The sequence below is a fragment of the Streptomyces sp. AC627_RSS907 genome (assembly GCF_019049165.1).
On record NZ_JAGMUE010001534.1, the window covers coordinates 1 to 546 of the forward strand.

Annotated in this window: 1 protein-coding gene; it reads left to right on the forward strand. The window is 68.9% G+C overall.

The features are described 5' to 3' along the window. Positions 1–202 precede the first annotated feature (202 nt). A partial coding sequence (locus KUM32_RS42860; RefSeq protein WP_217146957.1) for a TetR/AcrR family transcriptional regulator occupies positions 203–546 on the forward strand: 344 nt, incomplete at its 3' end.

Genomic DNA, 546 nt, shown 5'->3' on the forward strand with positions numbered 1-546 from the left:
AATGGCAGTGACGTGCAGCAAACAGTCCTCCGTGGGTGCGTGGCGCGCGGATGCGTCGTGGATGTCGCTCGGCCCCGGTAGGCGCCCGCGGCGCGCGACTGCGCGGCGCGGGCGTCTACCGGGAAGTTTACGACGAAGGTAAACTTACACACGAGCCATCCGGGGTGTCAACGTATTTATAGAACGAGGGTAAGATTCCCTCATGGGTATCGAGTCGAGCACGACGAAGAGCGCGGCCCCGGGCCTGCGCGAGGCGAAGAAGCGCGAGACGCGGCAGGCCATCTCCGACCACGCGACCAGACTCTTCGTCGAGCGCGGCTTCGAGCGCACGACCATCGCCGAGATCGCCGACGCCGCGCGCGTCGCCAAGAAGACCGTGACCAACTACTTCCCGCGCAAGGAAGACCTGGCCCTGGACCACCAGGACGCGTTCGTCGCCTCCCTCGCCCGCCACGTCGCCGACCGCGAACCCGGCGAGTCGGCCCTCGCGGCGCTGCGGCGCGCGTTCCTGGCGGCGGTCGCCGCCCAGGACCCGATCGCCGGCTT